The following is a 17,929-nucleotide window of genomic DNA, read 5'->3' on the forward strand; positions in this document are numbered from 1 at the left end:
TACTTCTCTCCTAAACACTGCATACCTAAGAATTACAGCACTTTATTTTTTGTTTGATACACATAGGCCAGGATTTCTGCCACCGCTTTGAAAAATTCTTCAGGAATGGCATCCCCGATTTCCGCCTGGCTGTATAAAGCCCTTGCCAGAGGACGGTTCTCGACAGAAATAATATCATTTTCCTTGGCAATCAATTTAATCTTCTGTGCGACAAAATCGACACCCTTCGCTACAACAATCGGGGCATCGGACTTCTGTTCGTCATACTTTAACGCAATCGCAAAATGGGTCGGGTTTGTTATGACCACATCCGCTTTTGGGACTTCTTGCATCATCCGCCGCATTGCCATCTCTCTTTGCTTCTGCTTGATTTTCGACTTGATCAGAGGGTCACCTTCGATATTTTTATACTCATCCTTCAAGTCTTGCTTTGACATACGGATACTTTTCTCATAATCGTATTTTTGATAAAGATAGTCCAATAATGATAAAAATAGCAATGCTCCGGAAGCAAAAAGGCCCATTTGGAGCGTCAGCCCGGCAATGGTCGCCAATGCAGCACCAACACTCTTATTAGCGAGCAGCAGGACTTCGTCCAATCTCAGCCACAGAACTGAGAAAGCAATCACTCCTACAAAAGTGATTTTGAGGATTGATTTTAGCAATTCAACGATAGCCCTCATGGAAAAAATTCTCTTGAAGCCGCTGATCGGATTAATTTTTTCAAGTTTCATTTGTATTGCTTCAGTAGAAAACATATAGCCGACTTGGATGTAGTTGGCAGCCACCCCTGCAATCAACGCAACGATCATGACCGGGCCAAGAAAAACGACCAGTTCACCCAAAATTTCAAATACAATCGATTCAATGTTGTTCGCTGTCAAATCCATCAGCATATAGTTTTGCAAGGAATGGCGGAGAATTCCGATAAGTCTCTCCATCATCACACTGCCAAAAAACATCAAAAACAAAAACACAGCAAGGAGGACAATAGCTGTATTGACATCCTGGCTTTTGGCAACCTGTCCTTTTTTCCTTGCGTCCTGTCGCTTTTTAGGAGTCGCTTTTTCTGTCTTCTCGCCCGCAAAGAGTTGCAGGTCTAACCTTAAAAATTCCATTTAAGCTCCTCCGATCAATTCCATCAATCCTCTCATTGTCGCAAGAGTGGTGGAAAATAGATCCGTTATAACCATTATCAGCACGCCCATTACCGCAATAAGTACGAGAAAGCTGACAGCAATTTTAACCGGCAGTCCGACAACGAATATATTCAATTGCGGGACGGTCCTCGCTACAATCCCCAGCGCAACATCAACCAGGAACAAGCTGCCGACAACCGGCAAGGACATTTGGAAGGCAATAATGAACATTTTGTTAAAAGCCAGGATGATGAATTCTGCAATATTTTCATTCCCAAAAGGAATCATCACCTGATCAATCGGGATAAAATCATAACTGTAAAATATTCCGTCCATCAACAAATGATGGCCATTGACTGTCAGCAGAAACAACAGAGCAATCGTATATAAATACTGTCCCATCAGTGGGCTTTGTGCCCCTGTTTGTGGATCGATGACATTCGCAATCGCAAACCCCATCTGAAAATCGATGAATCCCCCGGCAATCTGGATGGCAGCCATCATTAACGCCGCAATGAAGCCTATGAATAACCCAACCATTGCTTCCTTGATGACCAGCATGAAATATGTGCTATCTACTGCAATTTCTGGAGCTCCTATTGCGGTAAACATGATGATAGAAAGCATGAATCCCAATCCTACTTTATGTGATCCAGGTATCGTCCGATATGAAAATAAAGGCATCATCAAGAAGAAGGACGTCACCCTTACAAAAATCAGCAGGAATGCCGGAAACGATGGAATAAAATCTAGCATCTCATCAGCCTACAAACCTTGTAAGATTTGAAAATATTTCACTCGCATAGCTCAGCATATAACTTAACATCCACGGACCAAAGAAAACGACTCCGACCAGGACGGCCACAATCTTTGGGACAAAAGCCAGTGTCTGTTCCTGGATTTGCGTAGTTGCCTGAAAAATACTGACGATCAAACCAACTACCAGTGCAAGTATCAGTAAAGGCCCTGAAATCATTAAAACTGTATAAATTCCTCGTTCAGCTATCGAAATAACCGCTTCTGATGTCATTTTCATTCACCTGCTTAAAAACTTTGTAATAATGATTTCACGACTAAATACCATCCATCTACCATGACAAAAAGCAAAATTTTAAATGGGAGTGAAATCATGACTGGCGGAAGCATCATCATCCCCATCGACATCAGGACACTTGCCACAACCATATCGATCACCAGAAAAGGAATAAATATCATGAATCCAATTTGGAATGCTGTTTTGATTTCACTGATGGCAAATGCCGGGACAAGGGCTGTCAGAGGGATATCCTGAACGGATTCAGGCGTCTCAGCCTTTGAATACTCAAGAAATAACGCTAAATCCTTCTGCCTCGTATGAGCGCTCATGAATTCCTTGAAAGGGATAGATGCCCTCTCATACGCTTGCTCCAAATTGATTTCTTCATTAAATAAAGGCGTCAGAGCTTGTTCATTCACTTCATGGAAAGTAGGGGCCATGATGAAGAATGACAGGAACATCGCAAGTCCGACCAACACTTGGTTGGGCGGCATTTGCTGTGTTGCAAGCGCCGTTCTGACAAAGGAAAGAACGATGATGATCCTTGTAAAACTTGTCATTAAAATCAAGATGCCTGGCGCAATAGAAAGTACAGTCAGCAGGAGCATCAGCTTTACGGATGTCGATACACTCTCAGGAGTACTGCTGTTGAAAAACTCCATAAACTCATTCATCTTTTTCTGACCCTTTCTTTTGTATCTCCTCAAGCATTTTCTTTCTTCCGCTCGCCATATCACTCAGTTGATTCTTCAGTAACGCGGAAAATTCTGAACGCTGATTGCCGCCATCTTTCTTCGCTCTTTTAAGCAACTTTGTCACAATATCGCTTGGCTGTACAAGCTGCTCCATTTTATTGTTATATTCCTGAATGACTTGGCTGTACTCTTCCGGGTCGTCTATTTCTTTTAAAAGCTGTATATTTTCTCCCACACCAACGATGAGCAGCTTATTGCCCGCTTTAACGATCTGGACTGACCTGTTAGCGCCAAGGCTTGTGCCTCCTAGATTCTCAACAAGCTGGGAGCTTTTATACATGATGCTCTTCTTATTGATGAATTTGAGGAGAAAGTAAATTAATGCTGCCACAAAGGCGGTAGCAAGGATCATCCTGAGAAAATCGAGGAAACCGACCCCTACTTGGGATTTCTTATCGTCTGATTGCTTTGTTGTCTTATCTGCCTGTCCATCATCACACGACTGATCTTTCAAACAATCCTTCACGCTGTTATTTAGCTGCTCTGCGCCCGCCAAATCAATGGGACTGAACAGAGCAGCTAATAAGAAAAGAATTGTCGAGGCAGTTCGGATTAATCTTAACAATTGCCGCACCCTCTAAATGATAAAAGTTCACTAACTCAGTGTTTTAGAAATCGCTTCAATAACGCGGTCTGCCTGGAATGGTTTTACAATGAAATCTTTGGCTCCTGCCTGGATTGCATCAATGACCATCGCTTGCTGGCCCATTGCTGAACACATGATGACCTTTGCGTTCGGATTGATCTTCTTGATTTCCTTTAAAGAAGTGATGCCGTCCATTTCCGGCATTGTGATATCCATTGTGACAAGGTCAGGCTGGAATTCTTTATATTTTTCAAGTGCCTGTGCACCGTCTGCTGCTTCTGCGACAACTTCAAAGCCGTTCTTTGTCAAAATGTCCTTAATCATCATTCTCATGAAAGCCGCATCGTCTACGACTAAAATCTTGTTTGCCATTGGAATTCCTCCTGTAGGTTATTTCAATTTTTTAATGCGATCGCTCTGGCTGATTATATCCGTAACACGAACTCCAAAATTCTCATCAATCACAACTACTTCACCCTGTGCAATCAGGCGATTGTTAACAAGAATATCGACTGGTTCTCCAGCTAGTTTGTCTAGTTCGATAATTGAACCCGACCCCAGCTCGAGGATGTCCCTGACCGAACGTTTCGTTCTGCCAAGTTCAACTGTGACCTGCAGCGGGATATCAAGCAGCATATCCAGGTTCTTTGTCTCCGCCTGCTGTGTCTGTACTGTCTCAAAACTAGAGAATACTGCAGGTTGAACAGTTGGCTGCGCACCCGGCATCACATGTCCAATATGCTGTGGTCCTGATTGCATTGGCTGTGAATAGCCGTATCCTTGTTGAACGCCCTGATTGGTTTGTGGCTGATAAAAAGCCGGCTCCTGCTGCACCTGATATTCTGGCTGCTGCATCGGCTGAGTTTGGGCGTAGTTGGGCTGTTCTTGTGATGTAATTGAATGATTAAGTTCAACCTGATTGCTAGGTGGCGCTTGAGTTTCAGGTGCAGTTTCAGGTGTATGTGCTCCACCGGGATTCAATAATTCATCAACCAGACTTTTAGCGAAACTGACGGGCAAAAGCTGCATAATATTTGAATCTATCAAATTGCCAATCTTTAACGAGAATGATACCTTCACCAAAATATCGTCTTCAGGAATTGAATCAGTACCTTCACCTTCAACGACATTCAACAGATTGATATTCGGAGGTGAAATATCGACTCTTTTACTGAATACTGTCGACATCGAGGTTGCCGCAGATCCCATCATCTGGTTCATAGCCTCTTGTACGGCACTCAGCTGAATCTCATCAAGTAAATCCCTTGGGTTCAATCCATCGCCACCTAGCATTAAATCGGCGATAATCGCAGCGTCATTTTGCTGGATAACAAGCATATTGCTGCCGGTAAATCCTTCGGTATAATATACCTGCACTGCTACATAAGGATCTGGAAAAGCTTCTTCAAGTTTTGACCTATGCACAGCTGTAACCGTAGGGGTATTAATTTCCACCTTCTGGTTCAATAAAGTTGATAGTGCGGTAGCTGAACTACCGAATGATATATTGCCTATTTCTCCTAACGCATCTCTTTCCATAAAAGAAAAATAGTCATCTACATTAATGGTACTTTCTGTTTCTTCTGCTTCATCAGAGGTTCCTCTTAGAAGCGCATCAATTTCATCTTGAGATAACATGTCATCGCTCACCATCATCGTCTCCCCCCTTAAATGTATCAAACACTTGAATGGCTAACTTTTTGTTGATTTTCCCTGGCTGTCCTACAAATTTAGGGATATCTCCGACTTTTATCAGTAATGGTTTATCAATCTGCTGATTCAATTCAATCACGTCGCCGATCTCAAGCATTAAGAAGTCCTGGATCGATATTTCAGATGAACCAATTTCAGCTGTAATTGAAACATCAGCTTTCTGGATTTCACTTTGCAATACTGAATTTTCGATTGGCAAGCTTTGTTTCTTATCGGACTGCATCCAATATTTCACTGACAACTTAGGAATGATCGGTTCAAGGACCACGTGAGGAATACAGATATTGATCATTCCGCTTGCTTCTCCGATCGTGGTATTCAGTGAAATGACCACGACGGTTTCATTTGGCGAAACCATCTGCAAGAACTGCGGATTGATTTCGAATTCTGAAAGCTGCGGATCGATATCAGAAATCGAGCTCCATGCCTCCCGGAAATTTTCAAAAGCTTTCTCGAACATATTTGACATGATCCTGGTTTCGATTTCAGTCAAGCTATCGACTTTATTATGGCTTGTCCCTTTTCCTCCAAGCAGCCTGTCCATCATTGCGTATGCAATATTCGGATTAACCTCCATCAGGATTCTGCCTTCCAGAGGTTCTACATCGAATACATTCAAGATTGTCATCTTGGGAATGGACCGGATGAATTCCTCATAAGGAATCTGATCAGCTGACGCGACACTAATATTGACATAGGTCCTTAACTGAGCTGAGAAAAAGGTCGTCAATAGCCGGGCAAAGTTTTCATGAATACGGGTAAGGCTGCGGATCTGGTCTTTCGAGAAACGCAAAGCTCTTCTAAAATCATATACTTTAACCCTTTTTTCTACTTGTTCTTTCTTTAATTCATCCGCATCCATTTCTCCTGTTGATAAAGCGGATAACAAAGCATCTATTTCGCTTTGCGATAGTACCTCTCCCGACATTCTCTTCACCTCCATGTGGTTACGGTAATTTAATTCATTCTGTTATTGGAGGAGAGAACCCGTTATATAGACCTTATTGATTTTCCCATCCTGCATCAGGTCATTCAACTTCGCTTTAAGGGTTTCTTCAAGGTTCATCTTGCCTTCCTTGCCTTGCAGCTCTTCCGCTTTTTTCTCGGATAGTTCATAAATAATCAGGTTTTTCACCTGAAAATCTCTCTTTTGCAACTCTTCTTTTGCTTTTTTGCCGTCTGTTTCAATTTTAAAAGAAATTTTAATAAAATCATTCGATGCCAAATTCGTTGTTACCTCAGGGATGTCCACCGAAGCTTCCAGCACCTCATCGATGCTTGGTTTTTTTTCGCCATCCTCAGCACTAAGCTTCATAACCGCTACAACTGCAATAGTCCCTACGAGCAATATGGCTACCAGCATGACCGACATAATCATTACTAGCTTATTATTCTTCATGATTCTGTTCCTCCAACACTCGCCCTCCAAGAAGGCCGACACTCTGATAAAATTCCTGAATTAATTTGCTCACTTCATCTTCACTTTCCCTTACAACATACTTTCGCCCATTGGTTAATGTAATCGTTGTGTCTGGAAAAGCTTCAACCACTTCAATAAATAATGAATTAATTCTAAATGACTTACCGTTTAATTTAGTTACTTTGATCACAATAATTCACAGGGGCTAAAAGGATTACCCTTTCAGCCCTGCTCCTCTCCTAGTCTATCGTTTTAAGTTTACGAGCTCCTGGAGGATTTCATCAGATGTTGTAATAATTCTGGTATTCGCCTGGAAACCACGCTGAGCCGTAATCATTTCAGTAAACTCTTCCGAAAGGTCTACATTGGACATTTCAAGTGCTCCTGCCGCGATGGAACCCCTGCCTTCACCAGGAACATTGATATTAGCTGTACCAGAGTTGACTGACTCCTGGAATGTGTTGTTACCTATCTTGGAAAGCCCTGATGGATTACTGAATTTAGCAAGTGCAAGCTGTCCAAGCGTCAATACTAATCCATTCGAGAATACACCATTTATCTCACCAGTTGAGCCGATGTTGAAGCTCTCAAGTGATCCCTGGGTATTGCCGTCAGGATAAGCGTTCGCGTCCATGCTGCCGCCTTCCTTGGTTAAGTCTTTGATTGGCATTAGCACAGTTAGGTCCCTGGCACCATTACTACCATCATTAACCTTTAGAGTTAGAGATAAGTCTGCTGGCGGATTTGTAGGATCAAAATCAGGTATTGTAATTGTACGCTCAACAACATTTGCGTTTGGATTGTTAGGATCAACTGTGATTGATTTATCAGTAAAGGCGAACTTCCAAGATCCTGAAGAAGCATCAACCGGCGAGATTTTCAAATCAATCACATGCTCGATCCCTTCATCATCCACTACCTTGATTTGCTGAAGTAATTCTGAATTGCCCTTCGCGTCCTTTGGAAGGTTACCCTTCATTACTAATTCAGTCGTCTGTTTAGCTGGCAAAAGCGCATTAACGTTAACAGTTATATCTTCTAACTGACCGATTTGATTATAAGATTGCACTTTCAAACCTTCACCTGTAACAAGTGTCCCATTATCATCCAAGTAGAAGTTTCCTGCACGGGTATACATCTGTGATTGACCTTGTTTTACAACAAAATACCCATCGCCTGAAATCGCAAGGTCAAGGGCGCGTCCTGTTGTTTGCAAGCTTGATTGAGTGTCGATCATATCGATGGTCGCAATCGTGGAGCCCAGTCCAACCTGCATTGGGTTCTTTCCGCCCTTGTTCTCTGTAGCAGCACTTGCGCCCGAAATTGTTTGATTCATAGTGTCCTTAAAAGTAACACGGCCCTTTTTGAAGCCGTATGTATTTACATTGGCAATATTGTTTCCAATCACATCAAGTTTTGTTTGGAAGTTTTTCATCCCACTGATTCCTGAGTACATTGAACGAAGCATTATTTAAAACTCCTTTCGATTTGGGGGCTGCTTCAATCGGTCCACAGCCCAGGCCTCCGTAAAGGTCCAGCCTTTTCATTTTAATTTTCCATGACAATTGTTCCATTTATATTGGTAAATATTTGTTCCTCTGCCTCCTGCCTTCCCATTGCGGTAATGACTGTGTTGTTTTTCGCACTGACAATCAACGCCGCGTCTTTCAGCAGGACAAGCGAATCACTCACGCCCTTGGCCTTAGCCTGACTAACTTTTTCCTCAATCCTGTTCCAGCGCTCCTGCGATATATTGATTCCCCGCTGCTCCAGCCGTTCAGTTGCATGCTTGCTTATGGTCAGTTGATTCTTTGATTGAATTGCACTTTGCAATTGTAAGGAAAAAGGTGTTTGTGTTAATTTGTCGGCTTTTACAGGTTTATGGTGTGTCCTGTTAACAGGCAGTGAATGAATTGGATGAAAGCTTGTTTTATCCATTACATCACTTCCTTACGTTATTGAATTTTGGTGATCTGTGAAGAAATGATGCTTGTTTTATTCTCATCATCTAGCAAATAGGATGTTTTGCCATTCTTAAATGAAACAGACAGGACATTAGCTGATTTTTCTTGTTTATTTTCATCAAGATAAGTAATTGTTTTCCCAATCAGCATACTCGCCTGCAACATATGATTTTCACTGGATAACTCATTGATTTGAGAAATGTTCGCCGGTTCAAGGGTCGTGCCATCTTCAAGCACAAATGAAACGGTGTCTTCTTTGAATTGTACAGATGCTACCTTCCCATTTCCCTGTTGAACGGTTTCCGCGCCATTTGCTGTTTCAATCTTATGCCATGTGACATCTTTGCCCACAAACTGGCTATAGGAAATCATTTTATTTTGCTGTTCAGCCTGTACAAATCGATCGATTGATTTCCCCATATTCGTGATTTGCTCAAGTGTCGAAAATGTTGCCATTTGAGCTATGAAATCTTTATCCTGCATCGGATTCATAGGATCCTGATTCTGAAGCTGTGTCATCAGAATTTTTAAGAAATCATCTTTCCCAAGAATATCTGAACCAGCTTTCCTGTCCTTTTGAAGATTCGACAGCAGATAAGAAGAATTAATACTATTCACCATGATCTGTCTCCTATACTTCAGTATTTAGCAGTGCTTCTTCGAAGGAAAGGTTAAAATCGCCTTTTTCTTCTTTCTTTTCCTGCTTCCCTCTGTCAGGCTGCCTCTCCTGTTGCTGAGAATCTCTATTCATGAATCGTTCTTGCTGGGCCTGCTGCTGAGTCACTTCAATTCTTTCTACTGAAAGGTTTTGTGCCGCAAAGGCCTGCTTGAGACCATTAATCTGGGATTCCAGCGTTTCTTTTGCCGTGCCAGATGTAGTTATGATTCTGGCCATCATCGTTTGATCCTTTTGGAAGAGCTCTATACGGATACTGCCAAGGTGCTCAGGGAATAGTTTAATGAATAGTTTTTGTGTTCCCCCACTGTTCATGAAATGCGATTTTGAAAGAATCGATTCAAATTGCTTCATTAATTGTTCAGATGAAACCGGTCTTTCAGGGCTATTCATCGTTAACATCAATTGTTCAGCCTTTGTCATCTGTGGGAGATAAGCAACAGTTCCTGCTGGACCGTCCGTCTTTAATCCTGAGCTACTCTCTGTAGAAGTAATTTTTTTTGAGTTTGCAAGGTTTAGATCACTCGCTAACTGGGTAAATCTTTTTTGTAAATAATCTGTATGAGAATTTGGTTTACCCGTATCTAAGAGGTTCTTTAATTCTTCACCAAGATTTTTCAGTGATTCCTTAACAGAATCAGAGCTTTTATATGCGTTCCCATCAGCATATCTCGTCATTAACTCCAGAAGCTTTAATGCCTTTAATGTCTGCAAATCATTTTGTTCTAACTTCACCAGTAATTGATTTCCATTTTGATTGGCGATTCCCGTTATTATTGCCGCTAAGGATGACAATAGCTCATCTTCAGAGGCACTCTCGATATCACCTTCACTGTTACCGGTCCATTTTTGGATAAAAAGTTTCAAATCTTCTTTGTTGATTCCAAAATGGGCCAGCGCCTTAGTCAATAGATTTTCAGAGTCTGAATTCAACCCATCCAGCAACTTCATTCCATCTTCCAAGTCTAAAAGGTCTTTTATGTTGATCATTTCCGCCAAGGCACCCAAGCTTTCAAGGTTTTTTTCACCCTGCGCAGATTCGGTTGATGGTATTGAATCTGCTTTTCCGGATAAGACTGTTGACATTAATCCGGCAAAGCTTCCACCATTTACTGCCTTTTCGGAGACTTTCTGATTTCCCGTAACAATGGTATTAAAAAATCCAAGACCTCCTATTTCCATTTTTTCACCTCCTCTCAGATTTCGTCAGACTAATTTCCGTTCGTTTCGTTTGTCAATAATTCTGTATACTTTGCCGCTTCTTCGGCAGGGAGCTTTTCCATTATGGCAGCAAGTGACTCTGGTTTAATGTTTGTCAGAATCTTCACTGCTTCCTCCGTACCCATTTTAGAAATAATCGGAGCGGCACTCTTTGCTGACATCGTTTCATAGGTTTTGACGATTTCCCGGAAGGCTCGCTTGTTTTCCTCCTGGATCGCGGTTAATTCCTCTATTTGTGCTTGGAGCTGTGCTTTTTCAAGTTCCATTCTTTTTAGCTGTGTATCTTTGCTGTCGATTTTAGACTGAAGCTGATCCATTTTTGCTTCGCGGTCTTTAATTTCTGCTTCAAGGCTGATGATATCTTTTTCGAATTCTTCAATCGATAGCGGCTTTTCTTCCTTTACAAACTGAGATATGAAGGGTACTTTACCACCGATGTCCTTCGCTGTATCGAAAATATTGATTCCTAGAATCGAAAGTGCAACCAAAGCAATAACAACTGCAAACAAGGTTGGAATTGCTATCACATATAAAAACCATTGAAACTTGTTACCGTCCTGATTTTCTTTTTCCTCCACGCTGATCACCTAATTTCCCGGTTCATATATTGCTGAATCGAGACTTCGTCCATCATCCTGCTTTCTGCATACTTTTCATCTGCCAGAAATTGTAGATGGTCTTTCTCTTTGATTTTTTCATACTTTTTTACTTCCTGATTTTTCTCCATCAATTGCACCTGTTGATAATTCATGATGTTTCTCGCATTCATCACGACTTTCTGATAGTGGGCAATCGATTTTTCAAGATTGCCGATAAACTGTTGATGGTGTCGTATTTCCTGGACCGGCAAACCATCTAGCAGCCGGTCTGATTGAAAGCCCTCAAGATCTTCTTTTTTCTTCAGAAGATGGTAGAGTCTGTCAGCCGCCTCTTCGAACTTTTTTACTGAATCCTGGTATACGACTTGTGCTTCGTCCACTTCTCTCGACTTGAGTGAAAGGATCTTATCAAACTTGAATTGATACCGCATTGATCCATCAACCTTTCCTTACTAACTGCAATAAAGCCTGGACACTCTCATTTATTGAAACTTTTTCATTGGTGCCTTGCTTCAAGAAATTAAGGATTTGAGGGTATCTCAGAATCGCTTCATCGATCTCCGGAGAAGCACCTTTTTTATATGCCCCGATATTAATCAAATCCTCAGCATTGATATAGGTACTTAGTAATTCCCTCAATCTTTCAGCCGCTTTGACATGTTCATCGGCGACAATATTGTTCATGATCCGGCTTATGCTTTTTAACACGTTCACTGCAGGGTACTGGCCTTTATTGGCTAAGTCCCTGTCTAATACAAAGTGGCCATCCAGGATTCCCCTTACTGTGTCAGCAATAGGTTCATTCATGTCGTCACCATCTACAAGGACGGTATAAAAGCCTGTTATTGATCCAAATTCATTCGTCCCTGTCCTTTCAAGAAGCCTTGAAAGGATGGCGAACACTGAAGGAGTATAGCCTTTTGTGGTAGGAGGTTCTCCAACTGCGAGCCCTACTTCACGCTGCGCCATAGCCACTCGAGTAACTGAATCCATCATCAGCATGACATTCAATCCTTTATCACGGAAATACTCTGCGATGGCTGTTGCTGTATAGGCTCCTTTGATTCGCATTAATGCAGGCTGGTCTGAAGTGGCAACAACTACTATCGAACGCTTTAGTCCTTCAGGCCCTAAATCACGTTCGATAAACTCTCTGACTTCTCGACCCCGTTCACCAATCAACCCAATAACATTCAGATCTGCTGTAGTATTTCTCGCGATCATTCCCAGCAAAGTACTTTTCCCTACACCACTACCGGCAAATATCCCAACACGCTGGCCGCTGCCAACTGTCAGCAGGCTGTCAATCATCCTGACTCCGACTTCTATCGGTTCCGAGATTGGCGGTCTGCTCAAAGGGTTGGGAGGGTCTTGTTCTGTAGGAACTGACGCCAATCCTTTTGGCAGGCTGGATTGATCCAATGGAACACCTAGCGAATCAACGACTTTACCAATCAATCCAGGGCCTGCTTTAATTTCAAGTGGTTTCATTGTCGTTTCAACGAGACTTCCTGGTGATATATCATGAAGAGATGTATACGGCATCAAAATGACGTTTTCATCTTTAAAACCGACAACCTCCGCCTGGATTTTCCGCTTTTTCTTTGTACCCACATGAATAAAGCAGACATCGCCTATTGAACTTTCAGGTCCTTGTGACTCAATCATCAAGCCAACAACCCTTTTTACACGCCCATATCGTTTAAAACTATCCAGAAAGTCGACATGTTCCAATAAATCTTTGGCCTTCACTATTGTTCACTCTCCAGCATTTCAAACAGCTTATTTTTGATTTCTTCCAATTGGCTGTCTACACTTGCGTCGACCCTGCCATTTTCAGATTCGATGATGCACGATGTCTCCTCAAGGTCGTCATCCGGGTAAATATAGAAATCAATATCCTTTGGAAAGATGGCAATCAGTTCATCCTTTTGATTAAGCAGATCTTGATAGTATTTCGGATGTACATGCAGCTGAATATCCTTATAATCCCTCGAGTTTTTTAACGCCCTCTTTACCAGGGGAAAAAACGCTTCATCTGAGGCTAGTTTTTCCCCGATGATCTTCCCAGCTATTTTCACTCCGAGATCAAGAATCACCTTTTCTGATGAGTCAATATGATTCTCGTAATCTCTTTTCGACGCATCTACTGTTTCCTGGGCAAACATGATTGTTTGACGGTACTCTTCATACCCCTGGGTTCTACCTTCTTGATAGCCTTGTTCAAAGCCCAGCTGCCTGGATTCTTCAGCCAATAAAGCTTTTTGCTGATCCCATTCTTGCTGTTCCCGTTGGGCTTGCTGCCGGATCTGCTCTGCTTCCTCAATGGCCTTTGACACAATGTTATCCGCCTCTGCTACAGCACCCTCGAGGATCCTCCTTCTTTCATCTTCAGTATGAGTGAAGACCTGTTGGACTTCTTGTTGTTCCGATGATTCTAACACCCGTATAGAGATGACCTTCTTTTCTGCAGGCATATTACTGGTGTATTGGGATTTGATAAGCCTAGACAATAATATCATCTCCTCCGCCACGTGCAATGACGATTTCACCAGCTTCTTCCAGGCGACGGATAATTGCTACAATCCTGGATTGTGCTTCTTCAACATCGCGAAGCCTTACAGGGCCCATGAATTCCATTTCATCCTGGAAGGTTTCGACCATACGCTTAGACATATTTTTAAAGACAATTTCTTTCACTTCATCACTTGAAACTTTAAGAGCAAGCATGAGATCTTCATTTTCACAGTCTCTGATAACACGCTGGATTGCACGGTTATCAAGTGTAACAATATCTTCGAACACGAACATCCGCTTTTTGATTTCCTCGGCGAGTTCAGGATCCTGGATTTCCAGTGCATCGAGAATCGTGCGCTCGGTTGCACGGTCCACTCCGTTCAATACATCCACTACAGCCTCAATACCCCCAGTTTGCGTATAATCCTGAGTAACAGTAGCTGAAAGCTTTCTTTCCAAGATTTGCTCGACCTCATTGATAATTTCTGGTGATGTGCTGTCCATCACTGCAATACGGCGTGCAATGTCAGCCTGGACGTCTTGCGGCAGTTCAGATAAAATCTGGCCTGCTTGTGCCGAATCTAAATAAGAAAGTATAAGTGCAATGGTTTGTGGATGCTCGTTTTGAATGAAATTAAGAATTTGCCCAGCATCCGCTTTTCGAGCGAAATCAAATGGTCTTACTTGCAGTGATGAAGTCAATCTATTGATAATCACAGCGGCCTGGTCGGTCCCTAATGCTTTTTCTAAAACCGTCTTCGCGTAACCGATTCCACCTTGCGTGATATAATCCTGTGCTAGGGCAATGCTGTGGAACTCTTCCAGAATTTCTTCCTTTGCCAGCGAGTCAACCTTCTTCACACCTGATATTTCAAGTGTAAGCTTCTCGATTTCTTCTTCACTTAAATGCTTATAAACCGAAGCAGAAACATCTGGGCCAAGAGAGATCAGGAGGATTGCTGCCTTCTGTTTTCCTGTTAATTCCTTTTGGTCTTTCCTCACCATTGGTCCTCCTCCTAATCCTCAGAAATCCAAGTTCGCAATAGCTTAGCGAAATCCTCTGGCTTTTCTTTCGCCATTTTTTCCAGCTGCTTTTTCTTCATTGTGCCTTCTGTCTCAAATTCCTTGTTCACATCAGGAACACGAATTTGCTCATATTTTTCTTCCATTACATATTCTTCTTCTACTTCTTTCTTTCTCGATCTCATAAATAGAAGTAATAAGACTACAATACCTGCTAGCAATAATCCGCCAACAAGGTATACCCACCAAGGCAGCTTCTCTACAGTATTATTATTATCGAAGGTGACTTTACCGTTAAACGGCTGCACTGATACAACGACCTTGTCTTCAATCACTTCATCTGTCAGCTCTTCGCCTAACGAATCCTTATCAATGGTCGTTCTGACGATGGTACCAAGAATTTTTGTAATATCCTCTACACGTTCCTGCGGCAATGAATTACGGTCATCTGGAGTTGGCGGTTCGACCATCACCTGAATCCCAAGATCTCTCACCTTGTATGGACTCTCGGTGATTTCCTTGCGAATTCTGCTGACCTCATTATTAATTGTTTCTTCGACTCTCTCATAATCTCCGTTACCGTTGGCGCCTTCGAGGTACTGAGACCCAGTGGTTTCACCAGGGTTTCCTCCCTCTGGAATTCCACCTGCCTGATCTGCATTCCCAGTGAAGGTTTCAGTAATTCGCTGGGCACTGATTGCGATTCCTTCCATATTTTCTTTATCAACAGGCTCAACGATGTTTTCTTCTCTGTTTTCCTGGGTAAAGTCTACATCGGCGGTAACGGAAACAACTACTTTATCATGCCCCATGAGAGTGCCAAGCAAATTTTGGACCTGTCTTTGCACATCTCTCTCAATTTGCTGTTTGATCTGATGCTGAGAAGCAAAAGATGCTCCACTGGAATTATTTTCATTTTTTAGATCAAAGTACTCAAAATATTGATTCATGATGACGATATTATCTGTAGGAAGGTTGGGAACACTTTTAGCCACTAAGTGATAGAGTGCATTTATTTGATCTTCCTTGAATTGATAACCTGGACTTGTATTTAGCACGATGGATGCCGATGCAGGCTGCTCATTATCGCTAACAAAAATCCCTTTTTCAGGCAGGTTAATCATTACCTTCGCATCATTGACGCCATCGATTCCTTTCATCAAATCAGCAAGCTCTGTTTGCATAGCATCCAGTTTTAAAACAAAGAATTCATTATCTGTCATACCGAGACCGGCATTCTGACTAAAAAATGAATAATCAATACTTCCTGATTTAGGAACTCCTTCAGCTGCCAGCTCAACTTTCAAGCTATCAACCGATTCTTTCGGAACAAGGATGGTATTGCCTCCATCTGCAATTTCAGATTTTATGCCCCTTGCATCAAGGCTTTCTTTGATACTTCCAGTCTCGGCTGGAGAAAGATTGCTATAAAGCGGCTCAAGGGATGTCCTCGAGGTAAAAAAGGCTGTAAGGACGGCTACTGTCAAAACAAAGAAAACAGACGCACCAAGACTGATTTTTTGTTTTCTGGTGCGCCCTTGCCAGAAATCCTTCATTGTATGTATATACTTTTGAACGGTTTCTTTCATTTCAATCCCCCGGTTATTAAGTCTCTTCTTTTTGTATAGCTAATAACCGATATAATCTTAGTTTTTAGCTCATATTATTAAACTTGCATTCTCATTATTTCCTGATATGCTTCAACCACTTTGTTTCTGACTTCCATAGTAGCCTGCAGTGTAATGCTCGCCTTTTGGCTCGCTATCATTACCTGATGGAGGTCAACGTTCTCCCCACGAGCCAGTTTTTCCGTCATTGCATCTGATTGAAGCTGTGTTTTATTTAAATTATCAATAGATTGCTTAAGTACGGACGAAAAACTCTTTTGTGCTTCGAATGGTGTAGGTGTGGGAGTAGACACTTTTGTATCAAATGGCCTGACCATTTGGCTAACAGAATTAATCCCAGCTGAGTTCATTTATTTCTCTCCTTATTTTCCTATTTCAAGGGCTTTCATCATCATGCCCTTGGAAGCGTTGAAAACTGTGACATTTGCTTCATAAGATCGTGTCGCGCTTATCAAATCCACCATTTCCCTTAATGGATCGACATTGGGATACGCAACATACCCCTCTTGATTTGCATCTGGGTGTTCAGGATCATATACCATCTTAAGAGGATTTTCCCTGTCCTCTATTATTCTCGATACCTTAACTCCATTTCCCGCCCCTGATCCGTCTGTTTTCCCCATTGCTTTATTTAGGAATGAAGAAAAGTTTCCTTCCTTAGGTTGCAGGACGACCATTTTCCTGCGGTACGGCTCTCCATTTACGCCTCTTGTAGAATCTACATTCGCCATGTTGGAAGAAATGACATCCATTCTGAGGCGCTGGGCAGTTAAAGCAGATGCTGTCGTGTTCATGCTATGAAACATGCTCATGCTTATTTACCTCCCCTAATGACTGTTTGGAGAGAGTTGAACTTTCCATTAATCCTCTCGGTCAGCGCATTATAGTAAATTTGGTTTGTAGCCAGATCGGCCATTTCTTTATCCAAATCAACACTATTCCCATTCTCGTTATAATTCACGTTCGGATTAGTAACGACCCCAGGCAAACGACTCGCTTTGCTGCTGAATTCATAATGGCGGGCATCTGATCTATTCGCTTGAAAGGATTTGCCCATCACATCCTGAAATACAGCCTTGAAGGACACGTCCTTTGCTTTATAGTTCGGTGTATCAACATTCGCGATATTCTGCGAAATGACTTTTTGCTTCGCAGAAGAATAGTTCAACGCATGTTCTAGGGTTGATACAGTGTTTGAAAACAACTTCAATTTTTGCACCTCGCAATTGCCACACTAGATTATTTTGCTGAATTTTGTAATTCCTTGCTGAATTTCGTCATTATATTCCTAATTGTAAAGAATCTGAAATAATCTGTCTATGTACTTTCGGTTAATTTTTATCATGCATAATGCTCATTTTTCAAAATAGGATAAAAGACCTATAAGTTTACTTATTTTTATATTTTTAATAATTGTCCCCTATTTTTTTGTAAAGTTTTTAAAAAAAGATAGGAATAACGAATTATAATCTGCGGAATTTTTTAGTGGATGAAAGGTTAAATTACCTACATTAAATTAAACTTTTCCATTATTTTCTTTTAAAAATTCATTGTTTGTGATTTCATAATTTGAGGAGTGTAAAAAAATCGCAATAATTTTGTAATATTAGCTGGTTGTAAACTGGTACTTTGCTAGCTAACATCGATTGGGG

Annotated in this window: 23 protein-coding genes; all 23 read right to left on the bottom strand. The window is 41.7% G+C overall.

The window, feature by feature from the left end:
• Positions 1-32: 32 nt before the first annotated feature.
• The 23 genes from flhB to flgB all read right to left on the bottom strand — a co-directional run bounded on the left by flhB (position 33) and on the right by flgB (position 17,487).
• Entirely contained in the window at positions 33-1,118 is a 1,086-nt protein-coding gene (gene flhB / locus TY49_RS17685) for a flagellar biosynthesis protein FlhB (RefSeq protein WP_041967237.1), read from the bottom strand.
• Positions 1,119-1,895 (bottom strand): flagellar biosynthetic protein FliR, encoded by a 777-nt coding sequence (gene fliR, locus TY49_RS17690; protein ID WP_041967238.1) that lies wholly within the window; start codon positions 1,893-1,895, stop codon positions 1,119-1,121. It abuts the gene before it with no gap.
• Positions 1,896-1,899: 4 nt separating this feature from the next.
• Complete coding sequence (fliQ, locus tag TY49_RS17695; RefSeq protein ID WP_023614879.1) at positions 1,900-2,169, bottom strand: flagellar biosynthesis protein FliQ; 270 nt, start codon at positions 2,167-2,169, stop codon at positions 1,900-1,902.
• A gap of 14 nt (positions 2,170-2,183) precedes the next feature.
• Entirely contained in the window at positions 2,184-2,849 is a 666-nt protein-coding gene (gene fliP / locus TY49_RS17700; RefSeq protein ID WP_041967239.1) for a flagellar type III secretion system pore protein FliP, read from the bottom strand.
• Entirely contained in the window at positions 2,842-3,504 is a 663-nt protein-coding gene (locus tag TY49_RS17705; RefSeq protein ID WP_052442226.1) for a flagellar biosynthetic protein FliO, read from the bottom strand. Before TY49_RS17705 ends, fliP begins: the two co-directional genes overlap by 8 nt.
• 21 nt (positions 3,505-3,525) lie before the next feature.
• Positions 3,526-3,888: a response regulator gene (locus TY49_RS17710; RefSeq protein ID WP_041967240.1), complete on the bottom strand. Its 363-nt coding sequence runs from the start codon at positions 3,886-3,888 to the stop codon at positions 3,526-3,528.
• 18 nt (positions 3,889-3,906) lie between these two features.
• Entirely contained in the window at positions 3,907-5,169 is a 1,263-nt protein-coding gene (gene fliY / locus TY49_RS17715) for a flagellar motor switch phosphatase FliY (RefSeq protein ID WP_041967257.1), read from the bottom strand.
• Positions 5,156-6,157, bottom strand: a complete 1,002-nt coding sequence (fliM, locus tag TY49_RS17720) for a flagellar motor switch protein FliM (RefSeq protein WP_041967241.1) — start codon at positions 6,155-6,157, stop codon at positions 5,156-5,158. The genes fliY and fliM overlap by 14 nt, the downstream gene beginning before the upstream one ends.
• A gap of 42 nt (positions 6,158-6,199) precedes the next feature.
• Positions 6,200-6,628, bottom strand: coding sequence for a flagellar basal body-associated protein FliL (gene fliL / locus TY49_RS17725; protein ID WP_041967242.1), 429 nt, complete (start codon positions 6,626-6,628; stop codon positions 6,200-6,202).
• Entirely contained in the window at positions 6,618-6,839 is a 222-nt protein-coding gene (locus tag TY49_RS17730; RefSeq protein ID WP_041967243.1) for a flagellar FlbD family protein, read from the bottom strand. The genes fliL and TY49_RS17730 overlap by 11 nt, the downstream gene beginning before the upstream one ends.
• A 54-nt stretch (positions 6,840-6,893) precedes the next feature.
• A complete protein-coding gene (locus tag TY49_RS17735; protein WP_041967244.1) occupies positions 6,894-8,117 on the bottom strand; it encodes a flagellar hook protein FlgE in 1,224 nt (407 codons plus the stop codon).
• 80 nt (positions 8,118-8,197) lie between these two features.
• Positions 8,198-8,587 carry a TIGR02530 family flagellar biosynthesis protein gene (locus TY49_RS17740; RefSeq protein ID WP_041967245.1) on the bottom strand — a complete coding sequence of 130 codons (390 nt, stop codon included), beginning with the start codon at positions 8,585-8,587 and terminating at the stop codon, positions 8,198-8,200.
• Between the two features lie 17 nt (positions 8,588-8,604).
• Complete coding sequence (gene flgD / locus TY49_RS17745) at positions 8,605-9,234, bottom strand: flagellar hook assembly protein FlgD (RefSeq protein WP_041967246.1); 630 nt, start codon at positions 9,232-9,234, stop codon at positions 8,605-8,607.
• A gap of 10 nt (positions 9,235-9,244) precedes the next feature.
• Positions 9,245-10,471 carry a flagellar hook-length control protein FliK gene (locus TY49_RS17750; RefSeq protein ID WP_041967247.1) on the bottom strand — a complete coding sequence of 409 codons (1,227 nt, stop codon included), beginning with the start codon at positions 10,469-10,471 and terminating at the stop codon, positions 9,245-9,247.
• A gap of 29 nt (positions 10,472-10,500) precedes the next feature.
• Positions 10,501-11,088 (bottom strand): MotE family protein, encoded by a 588-nt coding sequence (locus TY49_RS17755; protein WP_232310481.1) that lies wholly within the window; start codon positions 11,086-11,088, stop codon positions 10,501-10,503.
• A gap of 5 nt (positions 11,089-11,093) precedes the next feature.
• Entirely contained in the window at positions 11,094-11,540 is a 447-nt protein-coding gene (gene fliJ / locus TY49_RS17760; protein ID WP_041967248.1) for a flagellar export protein FliJ, read from the bottom strand.
• 7 nt (positions 11,541-11,547) lie between these two features.
• The gene (gene fliI / locus TY49_RS17765) at positions 11,548-12,861 is read right to left on the bottom strand and encodes a flagellar protein export ATPase FliI (RefSeq protein ID WP_041967249.1); all 1,314 of its coding nucleotides are present in this window, start codon (positions 12,859-12,861) and stop codon (positions 11,548-11,550) included.
• Positions 12,861-13,631, bottom strand: coding sequence for a flagellar assembly protein FliH (fliH, locus tag TY49_RS17770; RefSeq protein ID WP_052442228.1), 771 nt, complete (start codon positions 13,629-13,631; stop codon positions 12,861-12,863). Before fliH ends, fliI begins: the two co-directional genes overlap by 1 nt.
• Positions 13,615-14,631, bottom strand: a complete 1,017-nt coding sequence (gene fliG, locus TY49_RS17775; protein WP_023614895.1) for a flagellar motor switch protein FliG — start codon at positions 14,629-14,631, stop codon at positions 13,615-13,617. Before fliG ends, fliH begins: the two co-directional genes overlap by 17 nt.
• An 11-nt stretch (positions 14,632-14,642) precedes the next feature.
• On the bottom strand, positions 14,643-16,238 hold the full coding sequence (gene fliF, locus TY49_RS17780; RefSeq protein ID WP_041967251.1) for a flagellar basal-body MS-ring/collar protein FliF: 1,596 nt from the start codon (positions 16,236-16,238) through the stop codon (positions 14,643-14,645).
• A 77-nt stretch (positions 16,239-16,315) separates the two neighbouring features.
• Positions 16,316-16,594, bottom strand: coding sequence for a flagellar hook-basal body complex protein FliE (fliE, locus tag TY49_RS17785; protein ID WP_232310482.1), 279 nt, complete (start codon positions 16,592-16,594; stop codon positions 16,316-16,318).
• A 45-nt stretch (positions 16,595-16,639) separates the two neighbouring features.
• Entirely contained in the window at positions 16,640-17,089 is a 450-nt protein-coding gene (flgC, locus tag TY49_RS17790; protein ID WP_041967252.1) for a flagellar basal body rod protein FlgC, read from the bottom strand.
• 2 nt (positions 17,090-17,091) lie between these two features.
• The gene (gene flgB / locus TY49_RS17795) at positions 17,092-17,487 is read right to left on the bottom strand and encodes a flagellar basal body rod protein FlgB (RefSeq protein WP_041967253.1); all 396 of its coding nucleotides are present in this window, start codon (positions 17,485-17,487) and stop codon (positions 17,092-17,094) included.
• Positions 17,488-17,929 lie beyond the last annotated feature (442 nt).

It is taken from the genome of Mesobacillus selenatarsenatis SF-1, from assembly GCF_000813125.1.
GTDB classification, from domain to species: domain Bacteria; phylum Bacillota; class Bacilli; order Bacillales; family Cytobacillaceae; genus Mesobacillus; species Mesobacillus selenatarsenatis.